This is a genomic window from Agrococcus sp. TSP3-2-1, assembly GCF_049897585.1.
Classification (GTDB): Bacteria; Actinomycetota; Actinomycetes; order Actinomycetales; family Microbacteriaceae; genus Agrococcus.
In genome coordinates this window covers 41,378-62,330 of record NZ_JAFCWN010000007.1, presented here as the reverse complement: position 1 = coordinate 62,330, position 20,953 = coordinate 41,378, and the positions used below count along the sequence as shown (strand labels likewise).

16 protein-coding genes are annotated in these 20,953 nt (G+C 73.0%); 14 read left to right on the top strand and 2 right to left on the bottom strand.

The features are described from left to right. The first annotated feature begins 53 nt into the window (after positions 1-53). Together ACP7BI_RS11030 and ACP7BI_RS11025 are read left to right on the top strand one after the other, a co-directional pair. A complete protein-coding gene (locus tag ACP7BI_RS11030) occupies positions 54-1,673 on the top strand; it encodes a sensor histidine kinase (RefSeq protein ID WP_425846166.1) in 1,620 nt (539 codons plus the stop codon). Then, entirely contained in the window at positions 1,670-2,878 is a 1,209-nt protein-coding gene (locus tag ACP7BI_RS11025) for a diguanylate cyclase domain-containing protein (protein ID WP_425846164.1), read from the top strand. The genes ACP7BI_RS11030 and ACP7BI_RS11025 overlap by 4 nt, the downstream gene beginning before the upstream one ends. Here the strand turns inward: ACP7BI_RS11025 and ACP7BI_RS11020 are convergent. Further along, positions 2,860-3,663 carry a response regulator transcription factor gene (locus tag ACP7BI_RS11020; protein ID WP_425846162.1) on the bottom strand — a complete coding sequence of 268 codons (804 nt, stop codon included), beginning with the start codon at positions 3,661-3,663 and terminating at the stop codon, positions 2,860-2,862. The genes ACP7BI_RS11025 and ACP7BI_RS11020 overlap by 19 nt on opposite strands. A 120-nt stretch (positions 3,664-3,783) precedes the next feature. Here ACP7BI_RS11020 and coaE point away from each other — a divergent pair, with 120 nt between their 5' ends. Continuing rightward, complete coding sequence (coaE, locus tag ACP7BI_RS11015) at positions 3,784-4,428, top strand: dephospho-CoA kinase (protein ID WP_425846159.1); 645 nt, start codon at positions 3,784-3,786, stop codon at positions 4,426-4,428. 9 nt (positions 4,429-4,437) lie between these two features. Next, entirely contained in the window at positions 4,438-6,489 is a 2,052-nt protein-coding gene (gene uvrB / locus ACP7BI_RS11010) for an excinuclease ABC subunit UvrB (protein WP_425846157.1), read from the top strand. Positions 6,490-6,504: 15 nt separating this feature from the next. Here uvrB and ACP7BI_RS11005 read toward each other — a convergent pair whose 3' ends face one another. Then, positions 6,505-7,140: a GntR family transcriptional regulator gene (locus tag ACP7BI_RS11005; protein ID WP_425846154.1), complete on the bottom strand. Its 636-nt coding sequence runs from the start codon at positions 7,138-7,140 to the stop codon at positions 6,505-6,507. A gap of 170 nt (positions 7,141-7,310) precedes the next feature. On the opposite strand from ACP7BI_RS11005, the gene ACP7BI_RS11000 reads away from it, so the two are divergent. The 10 genes from ACP7BI_RS11000 (at position 7,311) to ACP7BI_RS10955 (ending at position 20,920) form a co-directional block, all read left to right on the top strand. Continuing rightward, a complete protein-coding gene (locus tag ACP7BI_RS11000; RefSeq protein WP_425846152.1) occupies positions 7,311-8,609 on the top strand; it encodes an NRAMP family divalent metal transporter in 1,299 nt (432 codons plus the stop codon). A gap of 9 nt (positions 8,610-8,618) precedes the next feature. Then, complete coding sequence (locus tag ACP7BI_RS10995; RefSeq protein ID WP_425846150.1) at positions 8,619-9,386, top strand: LamB/YcsF family protein; 768 nt, start codon at positions 8,619-8,621, stop codon at positions 9,384-9,386. Continuing rightward, on the top strand, positions 9,386-10,204 hold the full coding sequence (locus ACP7BI_RS10990; RefSeq protein ID WP_425846149.1) for a putative hydro-lyase: 819 nt from the start codon (positions 9,386-9,388) through the stop codon (positions 10,202-10,204). The genes ACP7BI_RS10995 and ACP7BI_RS10990 overlap by 1 nt, the downstream gene beginning before the upstream one ends. Then, positions 10,201-11,775 (top strand): 5-oxoprolinase/urea amidolyase family protein, encoded by a 1,575-nt coding sequence (locus tag ACP7BI_RS10985; RefSeq protein ID WP_425846147.1) that lies wholly within the window; start codon positions 10,201-10,203, stop codon positions 11,773-11,775. The genes ACP7BI_RS10990 and ACP7BI_RS10985 overlap by 4 nt, the downstream gene beginning before the upstream one ends. Before the next feature lie 5 nt (positions 11,776-11,780). Then, the gene (locus ACP7BI_RS10980; protein WP_425846328.1) at positions 11,781-13,493 is read left to right on the top strand and encodes an acetyl/propionyl/methylcrotonyl-CoA carboxylase subunit alpha; all 1,713 of its coding nucleotides are present in this window, start codon (positions 11,781-11,783) and stop codon (positions 13,491-13,493) included. Positions 13,494-13,559: 66 nt separating this feature from the next. Then, complete coding sequence (gene uvrA / locus ACP7BI_RS10975; protein WP_425846144.1) at positions 13,560-16,436, top strand: excinuclease ABC subunit UvrA; 2,877 nt, start codon at positions 13,560-13,562, stop codon at positions 16,434-16,436. After that, positions 16,433-18,331: an excinuclease ABC subunit UvrC gene (gene uvrC / locus ACP7BI_RS10970; RefSeq protein ID WP_425846141.1), complete on the top strand. Its 1,899-nt coding sequence runs from the start codon at positions 16,433-16,435 to the stop codon at positions 18,329-18,331. The genes uvrA and uvrC overlap by 4 nt, the downstream gene beginning before the upstream one ends. Before the next feature lie 13 nt (positions 18,332-18,344). Further along, the gene (rapZ, locus tag ACP7BI_RS10965; protein WP_425846139.1) at positions 18,345-19,208 is read left to right on the top strand and encodes an RNase adapter RapZ; all 864 of its coding nucleotides are present in this window, start codon (positions 18,345-18,347) and stop codon (positions 19,206-19,208) included. 14 nt (positions 19,209-19,222) lie between these two features. Further along, entirely contained in the window at positions 19,223-20,203 is a 981-nt protein-coding gene (gene whiA, locus ACP7BI_RS10960) for a DNA-binding protein WhiA (RefSeq protein WP_021009481.1), read from the top strand. Between the two features lie 93 nt (positions 20,204-20,296). Next, positions 20,297-20,920 carry a superoxide dismutase gene (locus ACP7BI_RS10955; RefSeq protein ID WP_425846137.1) on the top strand — a complete coding sequence of 208 codons (624 nt, stop codon included), beginning with the start codon at positions 20,297-20,299 and terminating at the stop codon, positions 20,918-20,920. The last annotated feature ends 33 nt before the right edge of the window (positions 20,921-20,953 follow it).

Sequence of the window (20,953 nt, the reverse complement as noted above, 5' to 3'; positions counted from 1 at the left end):
CCGCTGCCGCACTGCGAGGCGGGGAATCGCCCCGTGCGCGGTAGCGTCGGAGCATGATGGCGGCGGTCACGACTGCTCGCGCCGACGGGGCGCGGCCTGACCGTACCCGCGAGCGCGCGACCGCCGTCAACCAGCTGCTCTTCAGCGGCGCCGCGCTCGTGGCGTGGGCGCTCATGGTCGTCGTCGGCGACGTGCGCCAGGGCGAGCTGCTCTTCGGCGGCATGCTGCTCGTGTTCGCGCTCACGATCGCCGCGCTCGTCGTGCCGTGGAACCGCCTCCCGGTGCGCTGGATCGGGATCGTGCCGGTCGGCGACCTCGTCGCGGTGCTGCTGCTGCAGCTCTCGTACCCGGACGGCGAGGCGTGGCTGCTGTGGACGGTGCCGGCGACCTGGCTCGCCACCGTGCTCGGCTGGCGCGGCCTCGTGCTCGGCGCGGGCGGCTCGACGGTGCTCTTCTGGACGGCGCGGCTCGTCACCGACGAGCTCGGCGCGAGCATGCGCGACGTGCTCGGCCCGCTCGCGTTCGCCACCGCATCCGTCGTCGCCTTCATCGCCGCGCGCCGCTCCGCGGCGCAGCGGTCGCTGCTCGACGAGCAGGCCGACTACCTCGACCACGCGGTCGAGCGCGCCAGGCGGCAGGAGGACGCGGTGAGCGAGCTGCTCGACGCGGTCGACTTCGGCGTCGTGCGGATCGGCGCCGACGGCAGCATCTCGGTCGAGAACGACGCCCACGCGCGGCTCATGACGCCCGCCGACGACGCGCAGCTGTTCCAGGCGGACGGCGTGACGCCGACCGAGCCGGGAGCCGTGCCGGTCGCGCGCGCCCGGCGAGGCGAGACCTTCGAGAACCTGCTGCACTGGCAGGGGCCGCCAGGCGACCAGCGCCGCGCGCTCGTGTCGACCGCGCGCCGGCTCTTCGACATCAACGGCGCCGACGTGGGCGCGATCCTCGTCACCCGCGACGTGACCGCCGAGCAGCAAGCGGTGCACATCCGCGACGAGCTCGTCGCCTCCGTCTCCCACGAGCTGCGCACGCCGCTCACGAGCGTGCTGGGCCACCTCGACCTCGCCCTCGACTCCGGCGACGTCGGGCCCGGTGCGCGGCGCAGCCTCGAGATCGCCGAGCGCAACGCGTCGCGCCTGCTCGTCATCATCGGCGACATCCTCGCCGCGACCGCCGACGGGCCCGGCCGCTTCGACGTGCGTCCCGTGCGCGAGGACCTCGCGCGCGTCGTGCTCGCGTCGGTCGAGGCACTCGAGCCGCGCGCCGCCGAGCGCAACATCCGCATCGACAGCTCGGGCATCGAGCCGGCGGAGGCGGAGTTCGACCCCAACCGCATCCGGCAGGTGGTCGACAACCTCGTCGGCAATGCCGTCAACTACCACACGGGCGACGGCCTCATCGAGGTCGGCGTCACGGCCGACGACAAGCACGCGTGGCTCGTCGTGCGCGACGACGGGCCGGGCATCGCAGAGGACGCGTTGCCGAGGCTCTTCGAGCGCCGCTATCGCGCCCAGCCCTCCGGCAGGGCGACGGGCACCGGCCTGGGCCTGTCCATCAGCCGCGATCTCGTGCGCGCGCACGGCGGCGAGATCACCGTCCAGAGCGAGCCGGGCGGCGGCGCCACGTTCGTCGTCCGACTGCCTCGCCGCACCACGGGAGCGACCGCATGACCCTCGATCCAGACACCGTCATCCTCATCACGGCGATCGTCGTCCACGTCGCCGGCGGGCTCTTCGTGCTCGAGACGATGGTCCGCAAGGACGACCGCGCCGGCCGCGTCTGGGCGCTCGGCTTCCTCGCCGCGATGATCGCGACCGAGGCGTTCGTCGTCGAGGCCGTCATCGACGTGGGCGAGTGGCCGGTCGGCATCGGCCAGGGCGCGTGGGTCGCGAGCATGGGCCTGCTGTGGATCGGGTGCCGCGTCTTCAACGGCCGCCGCAGCGGCCGCGCCTCGCTCGTCGTCGCCCTCGCGGCGCTGCTCGCCTTCCTCGCGGTGCTGCTCGTCGGCACGGGCGAGGAGGGCTGGTCGGCGCGCTGGGTGATGTTCACCGCGAACGCCGTCTTCTCGGGCCTCGGCGCCGCCGAGGCGCTCCGGGGGTCGCTGCGGCGCACGCGCACGGGCGTGGCGCTCGGCGGCGTGCTCGCCGCGGTCGCCGTCTTCCAGCTCGCGCGGCTCCTCGCCGGCGTGACGACGATGAGCGGCCGCGACACGCTGCGCGTGTGGGCGGATGCCGGGATCGCCGGCATCGCGACGATCGCCCTCACGATCGTCGTCGTCGTCGTCACCTCGGTGCTGCGCGCAGAGCAGGTGCGGCTGCGCGGCACCGAGGACTCCTCGCTCATGGCGATCGCGGCCGATGGCGTGCTGCTCGCGCCGTCGTTCTCGCGCGTGCTCGGCGGTCGGCTCATGCGCGCGAACCGCCGGGGCGAGCTCTTCGCGGTGCTCGCGGTGCGCATCGACGCGCTCTCGCGCATCTCGACCGCGTTCGGCGTCGACGAGGCCGAGCACGTCCGGCAAGCCGCGCGCGCGGCCGTCCGCCGGCTCGCGCCGACGACCGCCGCGCTCGGCAGCGACGAGCGCGGCCTGCTGCTGCTCGCGTTCCAGCCGTCGTCGCCGGCGGACGCCCGGCAGCTCGCCGCGCGCATGCACCGCGCGATGCTCGACCAGCTCCGCACCGCCGGGGTGCCGGTCGTGCCGCCCATCGGCATGGGCGTCGCGCTCACGAGCATCATCGGCTACGACCGCGATGCGCTCGTCGAGGCCGCGCGCTCCGCCGCGCGGCGCGCGATGCGCAGCGACGACGTCTCGGTCGTCGTCGCGGGGGAGGACGGAGAGGGGGAGGACGCCGAGCGCGGTCAGGCGGTGCGGCGGTAGCCGACGCCGCGGACGGTCTCGATCCAGCGCGGCTCCGACGGCGACTCGCCGAGCTTCCGGCGGAGGTTCGCGACGTGCACCTCGATCGCTCGAGCGTCGTGCTCGCTGAGGAAGTGGTCCGGCTCGCCGCGCTCGCCGCGCAGCATGCCCGCGAGCTGCAGCTTGCTCACGACCCGGCGGCCAGAGCCCAGCAGCATCCGCAGGATGTCGAACTCGCTGCGCGTGAGCTCGATCTCCTGGCCGTCGAGCTCGACGACCCGCGCCCCGGGCTCGAGCCGCAGCCCGCGGTGCTCGAGCATCGACTCCTCGGACTCGTCGTCGACCGGCGCGGGCTGCAGACCCGGGGCCGAGGGCACGCGAGGCGGGACGGGAGCGGTCTGCGGGGGTCGCGGTGCCGACGGATGCGTCGACGCGAGCGCGCGCGGACGGCGCATCATCGCCTCGATCCGAGCGCGCAGCTCGCGCGGCCGGAAGGGCTTGACGACGTAGTCGTCGGCACCGGCCTGCAGCCCGACGAGCGTGTCGATCTCGTCGCCTCGCGCCGTGATCATGACCATGTAGGCGGTCGTGAGGCTGCGCACCTGGCGAGCGGTCTCGAAGCCGTCCATGCCGGGCATGTTCACGTCGATCGTGACGACGATCGGGTCGTGCTGCCGGACGAGCTCCACGCCGCTCGGGCCGTCGGCCGCCGTGTGCACGGTGAAGCCGCCCTGCGTGAGCACCTGCGCCAGCAGCTCACGGATGTCCTCGCCATCCTCGATGACCACCGCGACGTCTTCGTGCATCGGTTCTCCCGCATCCAGCACCGCGCGTCCCGGTGCGATGTCGCCCATGCTAGCGGGCACCGCCGACGTCTCCGGTGCACCGCCGCCGAGCAGGCGCCCGGGGCGTGCGAGACTCGAGCCATGCCACTCGTCGCGCTCACCGGCGGCATCGCCTCCGGCAAGTCCACGATCGCCGGCCGGCTCGCGGAGCGCGGAGCGGTCGTCGTCGACGCCGATGCGCTCGTGCGCGAGCTCCAGCACCCCGGCCAGCCGGTGCTCCGCGAGATCGCGGAGGCGTTCGGCGAGCACCTCCTGCTGCCCGACGGGTCGCTCGACCGAGCCGCGCTCGGCGCGCTCGTCTTCGCCGACGACGCCGCGCGGCGGCAGCTCAACGGCATCGTCCACCCGGCGGTCGGCCGCGAGTCCGCGCGCCGCTTCCGCGCTGCGCTCGACGCCGACCCCGAGGCAGTCGTCGTCTACGACGTGCCGCTCCTCGTCGAGGCCCGCGCGAGCGACCCGTGGGAGCTCGTCGTCGTCGCGCACGCCCCCGCCGACGTGCGGGTCGCCCGGCTCGTGGCGCTCCGCGGCATGGACGAGGCGGATGCGCGGGCTCGCGTCGCGTCGCAGGCGAGCGACGAGCAGCGGCTCGCGATCGCCGACGTCGTGATCGACACCGCGGGCGACCTCGAGCACACGCTCGCGCAGGCCGACGCCCTGTGGGAGCGGCTGCGCGGCGACGATCGCGGCGCCGGCGCCCACAGCCCCGATGTGGGTGGCCGCTCCTAGGCTGGAGGCATGGAACCCACGCGTGCCGTGCGGCCCTTCGAGGTCGTGAGCGAGTACGAGCCCTCCGGCGATCAGCCGAAGGCCATCCGCGAGCTCGCAGCCGCCCTCGGCCGGGGCGAGACCGATGTCGTGCTGCTCGGCGCGACGGGCACCGGCAAGAGCGCGACGACCGCGTGGCTCGTCGAGCAGGTGCAGCGCCCGACGCTCGTGCTCGCGCACAACAAGACCCTCGCCGCGCAGCTCGCGAACGAGTTCCGCGAGCTCATGCCGAACAACGCCGTCGAGTACTTCGTCTCGTACTACGACTACTACCAGCCAGAGGCGTACGTCCCGCAGACCGACACCTTCATCGAGAAGGACTCGTCGCTCAACGCCGAGGTCGAGCGGCTCCGGCACTCGGCGACGAACGCGCTGCTGTCGCGCCGCGACGTCGTCGTCGTCTCGACCGTCTCGTGCATCTACGGCCTCGGCACGCCCGAGGAGTACCTCGAGGCGATGGTCGCGCTCCAGGTCGGCATGCGCATCGACCGGCAGGCGCTGCTGCGCCGGTTCGTCGCGATGCAGTACCAGCGCAACGACGTCGCGTTCACGCGCGGCACGTTCCGCGTGCGCGGCGACACGATCGAGATCATCCCGATGTACGAGGAGCACGCGATCCGCATCGAGCTCTTCGGCGACGAGATCGAGGCGCTCTCGACCCTCCACCCGCTCACGGGCGAGGTGCTCTCGCGGCACGACGCCGTCTCGATCTTCCCCGGCAGCCACTACGTCGCCGGCACCGAGCGCATGCACCACGCCATGGAGCGCATCCGCACCGAGCTCGAGGAGCGGCTGAAGGTGCTCGAGCGCGAGGGCAAGCTGCTCGAGGCGCAGCGGCTGCGCATGCGCACGAGCTTCGACCTCGAGATGATGGAGCAGATCGGGTTCTGCTCCGGCATCGAGAACTACTCCCGGCACATCGACGGCCGCGAGCAGGGCGAGCCGCCCCACTGCCTGCTCGACTACTTCCCCGACGACTTCCTCGTCGTGATCGACGAGTCGCACGTGACCGTGCCGCAGATCGGCGCGATGTACGAGGGCGACGCGAGCCGCAAGCGCACGCTCGTCGAGCACGGCTTCCGGCTCCCGAGCGCGCTCGACAACCGGCCGCTCAAGTTCGACGAGTTCCTCGAGCGCACGCCGCAGAAGGTCTACCTCTCGGCGACGCCCGCGAAGTACGAGATGTCGCTCGCCGACACCGTGGTCGAGCAGATCATCCGCCCGACGGGGCTCGTCGACCCGAAGCTCGTCATCAAGGCGACGAAGGGGCAGATCGACGACCTGCTCGAGGAGATCCGCGTGCGCGCCGAGCGCGACGAGCGCGTGCTCGTGACGACGCTCACGAAGAAGATGGCGGAGGAGCTCACCGAGTACTTCACCGAGGCGGGCGTGCGGGTGCGCTACCTGCACTCCGACGTCGACACGCTGCGCCGCGTCGAGCTGCTCACGCAGCTGCGGCAGGGCGTCTTCGACGTGCTCGTGGGCATCAACCTGCTGCGCGAGGGCCTCGACCTGCCCGAGGTCTCGCTCGTCTCCATCCTCGACGCCGACAAGGAGGGCTTCCTGCGCTCGTCGACGTCGCTCATCCAGACGATCGGCCGCGCCGCGCGCAACGTCTCGGGCGAGGTGCACATGTACGCCGATCGCATCACCGACTCGATGCGGAACGCGATCGACGAGACCGAGCGCCGCCGCGCGATCCAGATCGCCTACAACGAGGAGCACGGCATCGACCCGACGCCGCTCCGCAAGCGCATCGCCGACATCACCGACGTGCTCGCGCGCGAGCAGGCCGACACGGCAGAGCTGCTCGCGGGCGGGCGGCGCGGCGCGCCGACGCCGCGGCTCGCGAAGGACCGCTCGAGCCTCGACGGGCCGGCGCAGCTCGAGTCGATCATCGCCGACCTCACGGCGCAGATGACCGAGGCCGCCGCCGAGCTGAAGTTCGAGCTCGCGGCGAGGCTCCGCGACGAGCTGCACGACCTGAAGCGCGACCTGCGGCAGATCCGCGAGGCGAGCTGAGCGCCCGCTGGCCGCTCAGGCCCTGCCGAGCCGCGCGTAGGCGCCCAGGATGCGCCGCTCCGACTCCGTGAGGTAGCGCTCGAGCTCGGCGGCGGCGGCCTCGGGCCCCTCGTCGACGAGCGCGTCGAGCACGGCGCGGTTGCGGGTGACGAAGGGCCGGTGGAGCGACTCGAAGTCGGCGATGGCGAGGAACGCGAGGCGCAGCTCTGCCGAGAGCTGCTCGTGGGCGCGCTCGAGGCGAGGGCTGTCGGAGAGCGAGACGAGCGCGCGGTGGAACGCCATGTTCGCCCTGCCGACCGTCGCCCAGTCGCCCTCCTCGACCGCGGCCTCCGCCCGCTCGACCTCCTGGCGCATGGCCGCGACGCCCGGGTGCAGCGGCGAGGCGTCTCGGAGCACGCCGCACTCGATCTGGCGTCTGGCGCGGTAGATGTCGACGACGTCGGCCGTGGTGGGCGAGGCGACCGAGACGCCGCGGTTCGGCACGTGCTCGACGAGCCCGTGCTGCGCGAGCGCGCGGAACGCCTCGCGGAGCGTGTTGCGCGAGACGTCGAGGCGCGCCGCGAGCGCGGCCTCCGACAGCCGCTCACCGGGCGCGAACTCACCCGCGATGATCCGGCGGCGGAGGTCACCGGCGAGGCTCGTGTCGCTCATGGCTCGATCGTAGGGGAGCCGGCCGGAGGATCGTCCGCGCATCCGCAACAAGATGGAAACACTTCGGACCCGTATTGTTCAACAATCGTTGCCACCGTGTCCTACGACCGCTAGGCTCCCCTCCAGCGCACCCCGCGCTCCCGAGCCCACCGACGGAGATGGGAAGACAGATGTCCGACACGCAGCACACGGCGCAGCCGCAGCCGGCAGGCGCGCACGAGCCGACGAGCGCGGAGCGCGCCAAGGCCTTCGCGAAGAGCCGCAGGGGACCGATCCTCGGCGCGATCTTCCTCATGGCGACCTCGGCCATCGGGCCAGGCTTCATCACGCAGACCGCGACCTTCACCGCGCAGCTCGGCGCCGCGTTCGCCTTCGCCATCCTCGTGTCGATCCTCATCGACCTCGCGGTGCAGATGAACATCTGGCGCATGATCACCGTCACGGGCAAGCGCGCCGGCGACCTCGCGAACAGCGCCATCCGCGGCTCCGGCCACGTGCTCGCCGTGCTCATCATCATCGGCGGCCTCGCGTTCAACATCGGCAACATCGCCGGAGGCGGCCTCGGCCTCAACGCGATGCTCGGCATCGACGCGAAGATCGGCGGCCTCCTCACCGGCCTCCTCGCGATCGGCATCTTCCTGTTCAAGAAGGCCGGCCGCGTCGTCGACATCGTCGTGATGGTGCTCGGCGTCGGCATGATCGCCATGACGATCTACGTCGCGATCGTCTCGAACCCGCCCGTCGGCGAGGCGCTGCGACAGACCTTCCTCCCCGACACGCTGAACTTCGCGACGATCACCACCATCGTCGGCGGCACCGTCGGCGGCTACATCACCTACGCGGGGGCCCACCGCTACCTCGAGTCGGGCCTCACGGGCCCGGAGCACGTCAAGGACGTGCACCGCGCCTCGATGAACGGCATCCTCGTCACCGGCGTGATGCGCTACGTGCTGTTCCTCGCCATCCTCGGCGTCGTGGCCTCGGGCGTCGCGCTCGACCTCTCGAGCCAGGCGGCGAACCCCGCCGGGCAGGCCTTCGGCATCGTGCTCGGCGAGGCCGGCATCCGGATCTTCGGCTTCATCTTCTGGGCCGCGTCGATCACGTCCGTCATCGGCGCCGCGTTCACCTCCGCGACGTTCATGTCGGTGTTCTCGACGCGACTCAAGGGCGGCTGGCCGCTGCAGCTCGCGACGGTCGCGTTCATCGTCGTCTCGCTCATCGTCTACCTGCTCATCGGCACGGCACCCGCGGCGCTGCTCGTGTTCGTCGGCGGCTTCAACGGCTTGATCCTGCCGATCGGCCTCACGATCTTCATGTACATCGGCTGGTTCCGGCAGCGCGACGTGCTCGGCGGCTACCGGTACCCCGTGTGGCTGCTCGTGGTCGGCACGCTCGCGACGGCGCTCACCTGGTACATGGGCTCGCAGTCGATCGTCCCGATCTTCGCCTTCCTCGGCGTCGGCGCGTAGGAGGCGCCCGTGGCGACCATCGACCTCAACTCCGACCTGGGCGAGAACGTCCCCGAGCGGATCGTCGGCGACGACGCGGCGATGCTGCGGGTCGTCACGAGCGCGAACGTCGCGTGCGGCTTCCACGCGGGGAGCCCGGAGGGCATCCGGGCGACCCTCGCGGAGGCGGCCGCGCGCGGCGTCGCGATCGGCGCCCACCCCGGGTACCGCGACTACGAGGGCTTCGGCCGCGACGACGTCGACATCGACGACGCGACGCTGCAGGCCCACGTCGAGTACCAGCTCGGCGCGCTCGGCGCCCTCGCGACGTCGGCGGGCGGCCCGATGGTCTACGTGAAGCCGCACGGCGCGCTCTACAACCGCATCGCGCACGACGAGGCGCACGCGCGCGTCGTCGTCGCGGCGGTGCGCGCCGTCGACCCGTCGCTCGTGCTGCTCGGGCTCGCGGGCTCGGTGATGCTCGACGTCGCCGAGGCCGCGGGCCTCGACACCGCCGCCGAGGCGTTCGCCGACCGCGCGTACACGCCCGAGGGCCTGCTCGTGTCGCGGAGGCAGCCGGGCTCGGTCCTGCACGACCCGGAGGCGGTGGCGGCGCGGATGGTGCGCCTCGCGCAGGAGGGCGTGCTCGAGGCGATCGACGGCACGACGATCCGCGTGCGCGCCGAGTCGATCTGCGTGCACGGCGACAGCCCCGGCGCCATCGCGATGGCGGAGGCGACCCGCGCGGCGCTCGAGGCCGCCGGCGTCGCGATCGCCCCGTTCGCGGGAGCGCGCTGATGCTCGGTCCGCACGCGCCCGTCGCGACCGCCGAGCAGCTCGCCGCCGCGCGCGAGGCGCGCGCGGCGTACCGCGGCGGCCTCGTGGCCCCCACGAGCGGCGTCGCCCACGGGCTCGTGCAGGCCAACCTCATCGCGGTGCCCGCCGACTGGGCGTTCGAGACCCTGCTGTTCGCGCAGCGCAACCCGAAGCCGTGCCCCGTGCTCGAGGTCGTGGAGCCCTCGGCCGACGGCCGCGTCGAGCCGCGCCTCGCGCCCGGCGCCGACCTGCGCACCGACATCCCCGCCTACCGCGTGTGGCGCGACGGAGAGCTCGTCGCGGAGGTCGCCGACGCGACCCCGGCGTGGGCCGAGCAGCCGCTCGTCGCCTTCCTCATCGGCTGCAGCTTCACCTTCGAGGCGGGCCTCGCCGACGCCGGCATCCCCATCCGGCACCAGGAGCTCGGCACGAACGTGCCGATGTACCGCACGTCCCGGCAGTGCGAGCCCGCGGGCCGGCTCTCGGGCGAGCTCGTCGTCTCGATGCGGCCGATCCCCGCCGACCGCGTCGCCGATGCGGTGACCATCTCCGGCCGCTTCCCGGCGGTCCACGGGGCTCCGGTGCACATCGGCGACCCCGGCTCGCTCGGCATCGCCGACCTCGGCGCGCCCGACTTCGGCGACGCGCCGGAGCTGCGCGAGGGAGAGGTGCCGGTGTTCTGGGCGTGCGGCGTCACGCCGCAGGCGGCGATCATGGCCTCGCGACCCCCGTTCGCGATCACCCACGCGCCCGGCCACATGATGGTGCTCGACGTGCCCGACTCGGCCTACGCCGCATGACGCGCGTCGTCACCGCGGCCGACACGGCGCTGCTGCTCGAGGCGGCCGACCTCGACGAGTCGATGCGGCTGCTGCCGCGGCTGCGCGAGGCGGCGCTGCCGGGCGTGACCGAGCTCGTTCCCGCCGCCCGCACCATCCTCGTGCGGTTCGACCCCCGCGCCGTCAAGGGCTCCGACCTCGCCGAGCGCCTGCTCGCGATCGAGCCGGCCGCCGAGCGCGCGGCGAGCGACGCCGCCGTCACCATCCCGGTCCGCTACGACGGCCAGGACCTCGACGAGGTCGCCGGGCTGCTCGGCGTCTCGGCCGAGGAGGTCATCGCGCGCCACCAGGCCGCCGCGTGGAGCGTCGCCTTCACCGGCTACGCGCCCGGCTTCGGCTACCTCGTCGGCGACGACGCGCTCTTCCAGGTGCCGCGCCGCTCGAGCCCGCGCACGCGCATCCCTGCCGGCTCGGTCGGCCTCGCGGGCGCCTTCTCGGGCGTGTACCCGCGCGAGAGCCCCGGCGGCTGGCAGCTCATCGGACGCACGGACGCGCGCATGTGGGACCTCGGCCGCGAGCCCGCGGCGCTCCTCGCGCCCGGCACCGCCGTGCGCTTCGAGCGCGTCGAGCGCGAGCTCGTCGAGGCGGCGTCCGCCGAGCGGCCCGCCGTCGACAGCGCGCACGCGCTCGAGGTCGTGCGCCCCGGCCTGCAGCTGCTCGTGCAGGACCTCGGCCGGCCCGGCATGGCCGCGACGGGCGTGAGCGCCTCCGGGACCGCCGACCGGACGGCGCTGCGCGCCGCGAACCGCGCGGTGGGCAACCCGCCGGGCACCGCCGCGCTCGAGCTCGCGGGGGGCGGCGCGGTGCTCCGCGCCCGCGGCCCCGCCGTCGTCGCGATCGCGGGCGGCACCGTCGAGGCGACCGTCGAGGGGCCTGCCGGCACCGCGGCCGTCGTCCCCGGCGCGCCCGTCGCCCTCGACGACGGCGACGAGCTCCGGATCGGCGCGGTCACTGCGGGCCTCCGCGCCCTCGTGGCCGTGCGCGGCGGCATCGCGCTCGAGCCCGCGCTCGGCAGCCTCGCGACCGATACCCTGGCCGACCTCGGCCCTGAGCCGCTCGCCGCGGGCGACGTGGTGCCGCTCCACGGTCCCGCGGCGGCGCCCCACGCCGTCGAGCCCGTGCCCGAGCCCCTCGCCTCGCCGCCCGCGCCCGGGCAGGAGGTGCCGCTGCGCATCGTGCTCGGCCCGCGCTCCGACTGGTTCACGCCTGCCGCGCTCGAGGCGCTCACGGCCCAGGCCTGGCTCGTCACGCCGCGCTCCGACCGCGTCGGCGTCCGGCTCGAGGGCGCGCCGCTCGAGCGCGCGCGCGACGGCGAGCTGCCCAGCGAGGGCGCCGTGACGGGCGCCATCCAGGTGCCGCCCGACGGCCAGCCCGTGCTGTTCCTGCCCGACCACCCGCTCACGGGCGGGTACCCGATCGTCGGCGCCGTCGTCGACGCCGACCTCGACCTCGCCGGCCAGCTGCCGCCCGGTGCCCGCATCCGCTTCGTCCTCGCCGACGACCCCCTGATCGACCTCGGAGCCTCCGCATGACCCGCATCCAGACCGTCCTCATCGCCAACCGCGGCGAGATCGCCGTTCGGGTCGCGCGCGCGTGCGCCGAGGCGGGCATCCGCTCGGTCGCCGTGTACGCCGACCAGGACGTCGACGCGATGCACGTGCGGGCGGCCGACGCCGCCGTCGCCCTGGGCGGCTCGACCGCGGCCGAGACGTACCTCGACATCCCCTCGCTGCTCGAGGCGGCGCGCGCATCGGGCGCCGACGCCGTGCACCCCGGCTACGGCTTCCTCTCCGAGAGCGCCGCGTTCGCGCGCGCGGTGGAGGAAGCGGGCCTGACCTGGATCGGGCCGGCGCCCGCGAGCATCGAGGCGCTCGGCGACAAGGTCTCCGCCCGGCGCATCGCGATCGAGGCCGGCGCGCCGCTCGCGCCCGGCATCGACCGCCCGCTCGAGGGCGCGCACGAGGCCGTCGCCTTCGCCGAGGAGCACGGCCTGCCGATCGTCGTGAAGGCCGCGTTCGGCGGCGGCGGGCGCGGCATGCGCATCGCCAGGACGCTCGAGGAGGTGCCGGAGGCCTTCGAGGCCGCCTCACGCGAGGCCGTCGGCGCCTTCGGCCGCGGCGAGTGCTTCGTCGAGCGCTACCTCGAGCACCCCCGCCACGTCGAGGCGCAGGTGCTCGGCGACGGCGCCGGCCGCGTCGTCGTCGTGGGCGACCGCGACTGCTCGCTCCAGCGTCGCAGCCAGAAGCTGCTCGAGGAGGCGCCCGCGCCGGGCCTCACCGACGAGCAGCGCGCGCGCATCCACGCCGCCGCGCGCGACATCTGCGCGGCCGTCGACTACCGAGGCGCCGGCACGGTCGAGTTCCTGCTCGCCGCCGACGGCACGATCGCCTTCCTCGAGGTGAACACGCGGCTGCAGGTCGAGCACCCCGTCACCGAGATGGTGACCGGTGTCGACCTCGTGCGCGAGCAGCTGCGCATAGCCGAGGGCCGCGGCATCTCGTTCGACGCGACGCCCGCGCCGTCCGGCCACGCGATCGAGCTGCGCGTCAACGCCGAGGACCCGGGCCGCGGCTTCCTGCCCAGCCCCGGGGCGGTGTCGGGCCTGCGGGTCCCCGGCGGTCCCGGCGTGCGCTGGGACGCCGGCGTCGAGGCGGGGGACCGCGTCGAGGCGGCGTTCGACTCGCTCGCGGCGAAGCTGATCGTCCACGCGCCCGACCGCGACGCGGCCCTCGTGCGGCTCCGCCGCGCGCTCGGCGAGCTCGAGGTCGAGGGCGTCGCCACGGTCGCGCCGTTCGCGCTCGCCGTGCTCGACGAGCCCGCGTTCTCGACCGAGGGCTTCGCCGTGTCGACGCAGTGGATCGAGGCCGAGCTCATGCCGCGCCTCGAGCCGCAGCTGCGCCCGGCCCCCGCGCCCGCCGACGCGCTCCGCCGCGTCGCGATCGAGGTCGACGGGCGCCGCGTGGTGCTCGGCCTGCCCGACACGCTCCTCGCGGCCGCGGCGGGAGCGGGCGGCGGAGCGCCCGCGGCGCCGGCGCGCGACGAGGCGGCCGTCGAGGCGCCGGTGCCGGGCACGCTCGTGCGGTGGCTCGTCGACGACGGCGCCGAGGTCGCCGAGGGCCAGGAGCTCGCGGTGCTCGACGCGATGAAGATGGAGACGAAGGCACTCGCGCACCGCGCGGGCACCGTCTCGCGGGTCCTCGAGGAGGGCGCGGCGGCCTCGGTGGGGGAGACGATCGCGCGCATCGGCTAGCGGATCCGAGTGCGCCCTCAGCGAAGCCGAGGGATGCGTGTCAGCGGCCGGTCGTAGGCTTCTTCGGTGACATCCACGACCACGAACACCGCCGAGCTGCACGTCCGCGGCGCCCGCGAGCACAACCTCAAGGACGTCGACCTGCGCATCCCGCGCGACTCGCTCGTGGTGTTCACCGGGCTGTCCGGATCCGGCAAGTCGTCGCTCGCCTTCGACACGATCTTCGCCGAGGGGCAGCGCCGCTACGTCGAGTCGCTCTCCGCCTACGCGCGCCAGTTCCTCGGCCAGGTCGACCGGCCCGACGTCGACTTCATCGAGGGCTTGAGCCCCGCCGTCTCGATCGACCAGAAGTCGACGAACCGCAACCCGCGCTCGACGGTCGGCACGATCACCGAGGTGCACGACTACATGCGCCTGCTGTGGGCGCGCATCGGCGTGCCGCACTGCCCGATCTGCGGCGAGCGCATCCAGCGCCAGACGGTGCAGCAGATCGCCGACGAGCTCATGGAGCTGCCGGAGCGCACGCGCTTCCAGATCCTCGCACCGGTCGTGCAGCAGAAGAAGGGCGAGTTCGCCGACCTGCTGCGCAACCTCGTCGCAACCGGCTACTCGCGCGCCGTCATCGACGGCGAGCTCGTGCAGCTCGCCGAGGCACCCGCGCTCAAGAAGCAGAACAAGCACGACATCTCGGTCGTGGTCGACCGCATGGTCGCCGAGCCCGGCATGCTCTCGCGGCTCACCGACTCGCTCGAGACCGCGCTGCGGCTCGCCGACGGGCTCGCGACGATCGACTACGTCGACCTCGAGTCGAGCGACCCCGAGCGCACCCGCACGTTCAGCGAGAAGCTCTCGTGCCCGAACCGCCACCCCGTCTCGCTCACCGAGATCGAGCCGCGCACCTTCTCGTTCAACGCGCCGTTCGGCGCTTGCCCCGAGTGCACCGGCATCGGCACGAAGATGTCGGCCGACCCCGAGCTCGTGATCGCCGACGAGGCGCTCTCGATCCGCGAGGGCGCGATCCTGCCGTGGACGCAGTCGGGCAAGGGCCTCTACACCTACTTCGAGCGGCTCCTCGGGGGCCTCGCGCGCGAGATGGGCTTCTCGCTCGACACCCCGTGGCGCGACCTCGAGACCGAGGTGCGCCAAGTGGTGCTGCACGGCACCGACGGCAACGTCATGGTGCAGTGGCGCAACCGCTACGGGCGCCAGCTGAAGTACGCGACCGGCTACGAGGGCGTCATGCCCTACATCCAGCGCAAGCACGAGGAGGCCGACAGCGACTGGGTGCGCGCGAAGCACGGCGAGTTCCTGCGCGAGGTGCCGTGCCCCGAGTGCGGCGGCGCGCGGCTCAAGCCCGAGGTGCTGAGCGTGCTCGTGCACGGCTCGTCGATCGCGACGGTCTCCGACATGAGCCTCGACGACGCGCACGCCTACATGGAGGGCCTCGACCTCGACGAGCGCGAGGCGACGATCGCGGCGGCGGTGCTGCGCGAGATCCGCGCGCGGCTCGACTTCCTCATCCGCGTCGGGCTCGGCTACCTCTCGCTCTCGCGCGCCGCCGCGACCCTCTCGGGCGGCGAGGCCCAGCGCATCCGCCTCGCCACGCAGATCGGCGCGGGCCTCACGGGCGTGCTGTACGTGCTCGACGAGCCGTCGATCGGCCTCCACCAGCGCGACAACCGCAAGCTCATCGGCACCCTCGAGGCGCTCCGCGACCTCGGCAACACCCTCATCGTCGTCGAGCACGACGAGGACACGATCCGCACGGCCGACTGGATCGTCGACATCGGCCCGGGTGCGGGGGAGCGCGGCGGCGAGGTCGTGCACTCCGGCGGCTTCGAGGAGCTGCTCGAGCACCCGACCTCGCTCACCGGCAAGTACCTCTCGGGCCGCGAGTCGATCCCGACCCCGACCGAGCGGCGACCCGTCGACCCCGAGCGGATGCTGCGGGTCGAGGGCGCGCGCGCCAACAACCTCAAGCGCCTCGACGTCGACATCCCGCTCGGCGTGTTCGTCGCCGTCACCGGCGTCTCGGGCTCGGGCAAGTCGACGCTCGTGAACGACATCCTCCACAAGGTGCTCGCGAACGCGCTCAACGGCGCCCGGCAGGTGCCCGCGCGGCACACGCGCGTGACGGGCCTCCACCACCTCGACAAGGTCATCCACGTCGACCAGGGCCCGATCGGGCGCACGCCGCGCTCGAACCCGGCGACCTACACGGGCGTGTTCGACAAGATCCGCAACCTGTTCGCCGAGACGGCGGAGGCGAAGGCGCGCGGCTACCTCGCCGGCCGCTTCTCGTTCAACGTCAAGGGCGGGCGCTGCGAGGCGTGCATGGGCGACGGCACGCTCAAGATCGAGATGAACTTCCTCCCCGACGTCTACGTCGAGTGCGAGGTGTGCCACGGTGCGCGCTACAACCGCGACACGCTCTCGGTGCACTACAAGGGCAAGTCGATCGCCGACGTGCTGCAGATGCCGATCGAGGAGGCCGCCGACTTCTTCGCGCCCATCTCGTCGATCCACCGCTACCTCAAGACGCTCGTCGACGTCGGCCTCGGCTACGTGCGGCTCGGCCAGTCGGCGACGACGCTCTCGGGCGGCGAGGCGCAGCGCGTCAAGCTCGCGACCGAGCTGCAGCGGCGCACGTCGGGCCGCGCCATCTACGTGCTCGACGAGCCGACGACCGGACTCCACTTCGACGATGTGCGCAAGCTGCTCGAGGTGCTCGACGGGCTCGTCGAGAAGGGCAACACCGTGCTGACGATCGAGCACTCGCTCGACGTCATCAAGAGCGCGGACTGGGTGATCGACCTCGGCCCCGAGGGCGGCTCGGGCGGCGGCACGATCGTCGCGACGGGCACGCCCGAGCAGGTCGCCGAGGTCGAGGGCAGCCACACGGGAGCCTTCCTCAAGGAGATCCTGGGCGCGGGAGTGCGATGACCGCGGCACGCGCGCCGCGGACCGTCCCGTACAAGCCGGCGCCCGGGACGATCCCGACGGCGCCCGGCGTCTACCGGTTCCGCGACGAGCACGAGCGGGTGCTGTACGTCGGCAAGGCGAAGAACCTGCGCCAGCGCCTCTCGAACTACTTCCAGCCGCTCGAGGCGCTGCACGAGCGCACGCGCCGCATGGTGCTCACGGCCGTCCGCGTCGAGTGGACGATCGTCGCGAGCGAGTTCGAGGCGCTGCAGCTCGAGTTCACCTGGATCAAGGAGTACGAGCCGCCGTTCAACGTGCAGTTCCGCGACGACAAGTCGTACCCGTACCTGTCGGTGACGATGGGCGAGGACGTGCCGCGAGCGCTCATCACGCGCAATCGCGGCATCCGCGGGGCACGGTACTTCGGCCCCTACACGAAGGTGTGGGCGATCCGCGAGACGCTCGACCTGCTGCTGAAGGCCTTCCCGATGCGCTCGTGCAGCCAGTCGGTCTACGACCGCGCCGAGCGCTCCGGGCGGCCGTGCCTGCTCGGCGACATCGGCAAGTGCTCCGCGCCGTGCGTCGGCCGCGTCACGCACGCGGAGCATCGCGAGATCGCCCGCGACCTCGTCGCGTTCATGAACGGCGGCGACCAGGACTTCGTCGACCGCGTGCGGGAGGAGATGCAGCGCGCGAGCGCGCGGCTCGAGTTCGAGCGCGCCGCGCGGCTGCGCGACCAGCTCGTCGCCCTCGAGTCGGTGCTCGAGCGCACGAGCGTCGTGCTCTCCGATCGCGTCGACGCCGACGTGTTCGGGCTCGTGCACGACGAGCTGAGCGCCGCCGTGCACCTGTTCGCGGTGCGGGGAGGACGCATCCGGGGCACGAAGTCGTGGGTCGTCGACACCGAGATCGACCTCGACGACAGCGAGCTCGCGACGCAGATCCTGCGCATCGCGTACGACGAGGGCGACCCGCCCGCGCGCGAGGTGCTGCTGCCCAAGCCGCCCGACGCCGTCGCCGAGGTCGAGGCGTGGCTCACCGACCGCCGCGTCGACCACGGGCTGCCCGGGCGCGTCGAGGTGCGGGTGCCGCAGCGCGGCGAGAAGCGCAAGCTCGCCGACTCCGCCACCGTCAATGCCGCGCACGCGCTGCAGGTCGCGCGCACGAAGCGCACGAGCGACTACGTCACGCGCTCGCAAGCGCTCGCCGACCTGCAGGAGGCGCTCGGCATGGCCGAGGCGCCGCTGCGCATCGAGTGCTTCGACGTCTCGCACCTCGGCGGGCAGGGCGTCGTCGCCTCGATGGTCGTGTTCGAGGACGGGCTGCCGCGCAAGGACCAGTACCGCCGGTTCGGCATCGCGCAGACGACCGACGACACCGACTCCATCCACCAGGTCATCACCCGCCGGGCGAAGCACCTCGTCGAGGGGGATCCCGACGCGTCGTCGACCCGCTTCGCCTACGCGCCGCAGCTGCTGCTCGTCGACGGCGGCCGGCCGCAGGTGCAGGCGGCGAAGCGCGCGCTCGACGAGCAGGGCGTCACGGGCGTCGCGCTCGCCGGCATCGCGAAGCGCCTCGAGGAGCTGTGGCTGCCGGACGACGAGTTCCCGGTGATCCTGCCGCGCTCGAGCGAGGCGCTCTACCTCGTGCAGCGGCTGCGCGACGAGGCCCATCGCGTCGCGATCAGCTACCAGCGGCAGAAGCGCTCGAGCGCGATCCAGTCGCAGCTGAGCGGCATCCCCGGGCTCGGGCCGTCGCGCGTGCGCGCGCTGCTCAAGCACTTCGGCTCCGCGAAGCGCGTGCGCGCAGCGTCCCCCGAGGAGCTGCGCGAGGTGCCCGGCGTGGGGCCTGCGCTGGCGGAGGCCATCGCACGCGCTCTGCGCGCCGATACGATGGAGGCCGACACGCAAGGGTGAGGAACGGCAGGCTGTGAACGCGAGAGAGATCGTCATCATCACCGGCATGTCTGGTGCAGGACGCACGACGGTCGCGAACGCGCTCGAGGATCTCGGCTGGTTCGTGGTCGACAACCTGCCGCCGAGCATGCTGCGCGCGCTCGTGCGCACGGCTGCGGCGGGCGACGCGACGGAGGCGAAGCTCGCGATCGTCGTCGACGTGCGCGGCGGCGTGCTGTTCGACGACGCGAAGCGATTCGTCGAGATGCTGCGCAACGAGCACTCCGTGCGCGTGCTGTTCCTCGAGGCGAGCGACGCAGAGCTCGTGCGCCGCTACGAGCAGGTGCGCAGGCCGCACCCGCTGCAGGGCGACGGCACGATCCTCGACGGCATCCGCATGGAGCGCCACCGGCTCGAGCAGCTGCGCGGCATGGCCGACCAGCTGCTCGACACCACGGGCCTCAACCCGCATCAGCTCACGACGCGCGTGGGGGAGAGCTTCGCGCCCGGCGGCGAGCTCGAGGTCGTGCTCACGGTCATGAGCTTCGGCTTCAAGTACGGGCTCCCGGTCGACGCCGACCTCATCGCCGACATGCGCTTCCTGCCGAACCCGTTCTGGAACCCCGACCTGCGCGGTCACAACGGCACCGAGGAGGTCGTCTCCGACTTCGTGCTCGAGCAGGAGGGGGCGCGCGAGTTCGCCGACCGCTACGTCGAGGCGCTCGAGCCGGTGCTCTCGGGCTTCGCGCGCGAGAACAAGCTGCACGCCGTGCTCGGCGTCGGCTGCACCGGCGGCAAGCACCGATCGGTCGCGATGGCGCAGTACCTCGCCTCGCGGCTCTCGGAGCACCCGGGCGTGCGGGTCGCGGTCAAGCACAGGGATCTGGGACGCGAATGACGAGAGGAACCGGCGTGACACTGACCGACGACGTCAAGGAGGAGCTCGCGCGCGTGCGCGTCACGCGACCTCAGACGAAGGCGGCCGAGGTCGCGACCCTGCTGCGCTTCGCCGGCGGTCTGCACGTCATCTCGAACCGGGTCGCGGTCGAGAGCGAGCTCGACTCCGCGGCCGCCGCGCGCAGGCTCGCGCGCAGCATCCTCGAGCTCTACGGCGTCAAGGCCGAGATCGCCCGCATCTCGTCGTCGTCGAGCCGCTCGAGCGGCGCCTACCTCGTGCGCGTCATCGCCGAGGGCGAGACGCTCGCGCGGCAGACAGGGCTCATGGATGCGCGCCGCAAGCCGGTGCGCGGACTCCCGAACAAGGTCACCACCGGCTCGCTCGAGGACCTCGCGGGCGTGTGGCGAGGGGCGTTCCTCGCGCAGGGCTCGCTCTCGGACCCGGGCCGCTCCGCCGCGCTCGAGATCGCCTGTCCGGGCAACGAGGCCGCGATGGCGCTCGTCGGCGCGGCCGGTCGGCTCGGCGTGCCGGCCAAGTCGCGCGAGGTGCGCGGCGCGCACCGCGTCGTCATCCGCGAGGGCGAGCCGATCTCGCGGATGCTCACGACCATGGGCGCGCTCGACACCGTGCAGGCGTGGGCCGAGCTGCGGCAGCGCCGCGAGGTGCGAGCGACCGCGAACCGGCTCGTGAACTTCGACGACGCGAACCTCCGCCGCAGCGCCCAGGCCGCCGTCGCGGCGTGCGCGCGCATCGAGCGGGCGCTCGACATCCTCGGTCCCGAGGTGCCGGAGCACCTCGCGTACGCGGGCCGGCTGCGCCTCGAGCACCGCGACGCGAGCCTCGACGAGCTCGGCCACCTCGCGCAGCCGACGATGACGAAGGACGCGGTCGCGGGGCGGATCCGGCGACTGCTCGCGATGGCGGATCGCGCCGCGCAGGAGCGCGGCATCCCGAGCACCGAGGATGCGGTGCCGGACGACATCGACGACGTCTGAGCCGGCCGTCGCGACCCTGCTCGCGATCAGGCCGCCGTGGATAGGATCGAGACGACCCATCGGCGCGCGCAGCGCGCGAGAGAGGAGCCAGCCATGGCCGTCTACACCCTGCCGGAGCTGCCGTACGACTACGCGGCGCTCGAGCCCCACATCTCGGCGAAGATCATGGAGCTGCACCACAGCAAGCACCACAAGACCTACGTCGACGGCGCGAACACCGCGCTCGACAAGCTCGCCGAGGCGCGCGACTCGGGCGACCTCGCGAACGTCAACAAGCTCGAGAAGGACCTCGCCTTCAACCTCGGCGGGCACACGAACCACACCGTCTTCTGGAACAACCTCGCAGGCGACGGCGGCGGCGAGCCCGAGGGCGAGCTGCAGGCCGCGATCGCCGAGTTCTTCGGCGACTTCTCGAAGTTCCAGGCGCACTTCACCGCGAACGCCACGGGCATCCAGGGCTCCGGCTGGTCGGTGCTCGCGTGGGACTCGATCGGCGCGCGCCTCAACGTCTTCCAGCTCTTCGACCAGCAGGGCAACGTGCCGGTCGGCACGCACCCCGTGCTCATGCTCGACATGTGGGAGCACGCCTTCTACCTCGACTACCTCAACGTCAAGGCCGACTACGTCAAGGCGTTCTGGAACATCGTCAACTGGCAGGACGCGCAGGCGCGCTTCGAGGCCGCCCGCTCGCAGACCTCTGGTCTGATCCTCCGCTAGCGAATCGTCACCCCGTGACCGGGACCCCGGGCA

Coding starts and splice junctions, on each gene's coding strand:
- ACP7BI_RS11030 (WP_425846166.1), top strand. CDS start 54: ATGATGGCGGCGGTCACGACTGCTCGCGCCGACGGGGCGCGGCCTGAC.
- ACP7BI_RS11025 (WP_425846164.1), top strand. CDS start 1,670: ATGACCCTCGATCCAGACACCGTCATCCTCATCACGGCGATCGTCGTC.
- ACP7BI_RS11020 (WP_425846162.1), bottom strand. CDS start 3,663: ATGCACGAAGACGTCGCGGTGGTCATCGAGGATGGCGAGGACATCCGT.
- coaE (WP_425846159.1), top strand. CDS start 3,784: ATGCCACTCGTCGCGCTCACCGGCGGCATCGCCTCCGGCAAGTCCACG.
- uvrB (WP_425846157.1), top strand. CDS start 4,438: ATGGAACCCACGCGTGCCGTGCGGCCCTTCGAGGTCGTGAGCGAGTAC.
- ACP7BI_RS11005 (WP_425846154.1), bottom strand. CDS start 7,140: ATGAGCGACACGAGCCTCGCCGGTGACCTCCGCCGCCGGATCATCGCG.
- ACP7BI_RS11000 (WP_425846152.1), top strand. CDS start 7,311: ATGTCCGACACGCAGCACACGGCGCAGCCGCAGCCGGCAGGCGCGCAC.
- ACP7BI_RS10990 (WP_425846149.1), top strand. CDS start 9,386: ATGCTCGGTCCGCACGCGCCCGTCGCGACCGCCGAGCAGCTCGCCGCC.
- ACP7BI_RS10985 (WP_425846147.1), top strand. CDS start 10,201: ATGACGCGCGTCGTCACCGCGGCCGACACGGCGCTGCTGCTCGAGGCG.
- uvrC (WP_425846141.1), top strand. CDS start 16,433: ATGACCGCGGCACGCGCGCCGCGGACCGTCCCGTACAAGCCGGCGCCC.
- ACP7BI_RS10955 (WP_425846137.1), top strand. CDS start 20,297: ATGGCCGTCTACACCCTGCCGGAGCTGCCGTACGACTACGCGGCGCTC.